Annotated in this window: 2 protein-coding genes; both read left to right on the forward strand. The window is 58.2% G+C overall.

Annotated features, from left to right (window positions below; translation table 11 throughout):
- The first annotated feature begins 1,678 nt into the window (after window positions 1-1,678).
- Window positions 1,679-2,614 (forward strand): helix-turn-helix domain-containing protein, encoded by a 936-nt coding sequence (locus ORS3428_RS05730; protein ID WP_071095390.1) that lies wholly within the window; start codon window positions 1,679-1,681, stop codon window positions 2,612-2,614.
- A 448-nt stretch (window positions 2,615-3,062) separates the two neighbouring features.
- Window positions 3,063-3,936: LysR family transcriptional regulator (locus ORS3428_RS05735; RefSeq protein ID WP_274534785.1), on the forward strand; the 874-nt coding region annotated here is incomplete at its 3' end.

The raw sequence follows: 3,936 nt of genomic DNA on the forward strand, positions 1-3,936 counted from the left end.
AATCTGGAAACGTGCCCAAACGAGAAGCTGACTTTCCCAATGTCGAGCGTCAATGCTTGCCGGTTGCAGTWAACTGTTCACGCCATCGCGACCGCCGGGGGAGGCCATCTTGCCCGATGGTATGGCGGACCAATCGCATCCGTATCAGTTTGTTACACAGATCAAGGATGTTTCTGCTTTGAGGCAGCTGTCAATTTACGCTAAGTAATTTAAAACATTATATTATTAGAAGAGTTTCTGGCGGAGAGAGCGTCTTTCGATTTGACCGCTATCGCGTTGAAAACGTTGATCTTTTTACGTTGCGTRTTACGCAGTTTGTTACACAGCTACGTGACGAGTCGGGACCGTTCAAAGTCGCCGCCACAGAGTCCGGCAGCTTAGCCGTCCGAGCTCACGGGACCGGCTTGGAACCGCTTCCGCCTAGGCACCCTACGACCTTGGGGCGCAGGTGATCCAATGCAAGCCGCAAGGCAGGCGAGGGTGTTTCGTATCGGAAACCGCCTCWGAGACCGCCTCTTACCCAATAGCGACTTAGAGGATGGCCCGCCTCATGCTTATCTATGTTCCGAAACATGGAACATCGAAAAGCGGTAGTCTATTCAGCTTTGTGATCTCGTCGCGGCGGGGCCGAGCGATCCTTGGTTTCTCCGRGGCACGTTGAAGGGGTTTAGGACGCTGGCAATAGCAGGTGGACGTCCGCCATCGAGGGAAGAGGCGCACGCCCGTCAATGAAGTCCAAGACATGGGCAGGGGGTCGGCGGCTGRCAAAACCGCCCGGGATAGACCGCATGAACTCTTTGATGAGCTGCAAGCGATTCCACTTCAAGTCCCTGGGCTTACAACAGTCGGCATACCGCAACGTTTCCGAGCCGCAGCCGCATAGCTCATTGTCTTTGCACTCGCTGAGGCGATAGTGGACCTGCAGGGCAAGCGGGCTTCCAATCAGCGCATACTGCTTTCCGGGCCAAAATCCGAAGACCTCAAAAAACAATTGCCGCGCTGCCCATACGGTATAGAGGTCGAGCAGCGTCGCAAGATCACCGCCCTCGGTCCATGCTCCGTCGTCAGGTGCGAAAGCGCAAATTGAGCCGTCCTGAAAGTTGGTGTGGCGGGGACCAATCCATTTGGGCGGACTGTCGGTCGCTGTCCAGAAGCCCCAGGCGCGGGGACCAATTCCTGATCGATAAGGGAGAGCCACAAGAAAAGTGGCTTCCCGCTTCAAGCCCGGGAGGATTGAGCTTTTGACGAGAAGCCACAGGCCGTCTTGGTCGGGGTATACCGCCAATGTCGGATGCCTCACCGGCGCCGCTCAATTGGCTTTCGTAGGCTTGTTGAAGGTCGCAGCCGACCCGTGATGCGGGACCGGACGCCCGTGATCCACCGGGCGCCCCTTCCCGTCGGGCGGTCCTTTGCCGTGGTCTGGTTGCGGGTCTTCTCTTTCTTTGCTGTTCATCTGCTCTTTCCTTTTGCGTTTGGTGATCAACGGAGATCACCCCATCGGTATGCACCCGGAGTGACCCGTTCGTGTTCAGGGCCGCGCCGATCTGCCGCAACAAAGATTCGGTCTCCGGCGCCAAAGCGACTTCCCTTGGAATCGGTGATGTGCGATTCTGTGTCACTTGCACAGGCTGCGCTGATCTGCGCTAGCGTGTCAAGGTGTGTCATTCGCACAGGCAAGATGCTCTCGTTTGAAGAAAAACTGATCCAAGCCGTCAAGAAGAAGCGGGATGCCGAAGGGTTGAGCATTCGAGCCCTTTCGACCGCCGTAGGAGTGAGTTTTTCCACGCTTGCCCGGATTGAGCGTGGAGAGGGCCAGCCAGATAACAATTCCAAAATTCGACTGCTTCAATGGCTTGGCCCGTATGCAGACGAAGCCGGCCTCAGTTTCGACAAAGTGGCGTTTGTCCATTTTCGTGCCGGACGAAATGTTCAGTCCGGCACCGTTCGAATGCTGCTGCAAGCTGCCGACTGTCTTCGCCAATCATTGGGAAGGGCGAGCGCAGCGGGTGATGAAAGCGATATCGCTGCCCACGACGCCGTAACGCTTTCGAAGGAGGAACTCGAAGAGACTGCAGAGCGGTTCCGCGCGGATCTCGGCTTGGACAAAGACAGCCCCCTCGATAGCCTTCGCCTGGAGGTCGAGGGTATAGCRGTCGTCCCGCTATCCAAGAGCAATTGCATCGACATGCGAATTGTAAAGCAACTGCGAGGTAGTGCTAGCGGCGAATGGTCAGCGATGAGCGTGCCGCTGGATTTGGAGAATGACCGGTGGGCCGTTCTACTGAACGATAGCCACACAGTGGAACGCCAGCGTGTCACCGTGCTCGAAGAGTATTGGCACATTCTGCTGGRCCATAAGCTCACCAAAATAAGCAAGGTGGCCGAGGCCTTCGGCCGAACCTACGATGCGATCGAAGAGCATGATGCTTACTATCTCGCCGCCGCATCTCTGCTGCCCAAAGCAGCCATTGTCGAAGCCGTGGCCCAGAACCTCTCGTCAGCCCAAATAGCCGGGAACTTCGGTACCTCCTCCGAGCTCGTAGAATACCGGATCAAGCGGCTCGGCCTGTGGCGTGAGTACRCCGGCAAGCAAATTAAGCTGACCCCAGGTTGAAGATGGGAGACGGGTGCTGCGGGCCATCTGGCACGGCTTCCCTCTTCGGGAACGTGAGACAGGCTGTAGTGCCGTCGTGTATCTGCCTGCGGCGTAGGGCTGCGCTTTGCGGTCGAGCGTCCGCCTTGAGGCCTTACTGAAGGCTGCTTCCCGCCGAATCGAAAGCTRCCAATCCGCCCGAGGCCCATCTCGGATCGGTGGCTTCCAGGCAAGCCTCGATCTCAACTGACCGGAGCAGAGACGCAGAAGCCAAGTTTGACCCGTTGGCGCACCGCAGCGAGCAAACGATCCCACGCGAGAATCTTGACGAGCACTCGTGCAAAGTCAACGGCGGTAGCGTTTTGCCCCGTCTGACCGTAAACAGAGAAGATACTGGGCAGACACGGYGCCGTCCGAGCGGCTTGCRGGACGYGCGCGGCGCGGCGCAAGATTAGTGATAGAGAGCAAAGTGTCGATTGAACTGCGCCATCTTCGAGTTTTCCTTGCGGTCGCGAAAGAGGGCAATTTTCGGCGTGCGGCAGAGCGACTGAATATTGCGCAACCGGCGCTCAGCCGAACAATCCGGGATCTGGAACAACTGCTCGGCGTTCAGCTTTTCGAGCGCACGACCCGTTCTGTGACCCTCACGGCGGCCGGGCGGGTATTCCTTCCCGAGGTGAATGACCTACTTGAGCATCTCGCCGCGGCTATACGCCTCGTGAGACATCCAGGCAGGATCGTAAATGGCAAGATTTTGTTCGCTGGTCGTGATCTGCTGACGCTGCCCGAGCGGGAGATGCGCAAGGTCCGCGGTGGGCGGATCGGCATGATCTTTCAGGATCCGTCGGCCTCGCTGAACCCGGTCATGAGTGTCGGCCGGCAGATCGGGGRGGCGATCGAGGCGCATAACAATGTGACGCGCCGCGAAGCGCGAAGACAAGCGGTCGACATGCTGCATGCGGTCCGTATTCCCGAGGCGGCGGCTCGCGCCCGCAGCTATCCGCATGAATATTCCGGCGGCATGCGCCAGCGCGTGAGTATTGCCATCGGCACCGCCAATCACCCTGAGCTCGTGATCGCCGACGAGCCGACAACTGCACTCGACGTCACGGTTCAGGCGCAGATCATCAGCCTTCTGGCGAACATGAATCGCGACGACGGGACGGCTATAATTTTCATCTCCCACAACATCGCGCTGGTTTCGCAGTTCTGCTCACGAGTCCTCGTCATGTATGCCGGGCGTATCGTCGAGGAAGGTCCGACGCGCGAAGTTTTCGGAAATCCCGGCCATCCCTACACGGCAGCGCTTCTGAAGGCCGTCCCCCGCGTGGATAAACGTCTGG

It is taken from the genome of Mesorhizobium sp. ORS 3428, from assembly GCF_001854785.1.
Lineage (GTDB): Bacteria > Pseudomonadota > Alphaproteobacteria > Rhizobiales > Rhizobiaceae > Mesorhizobium.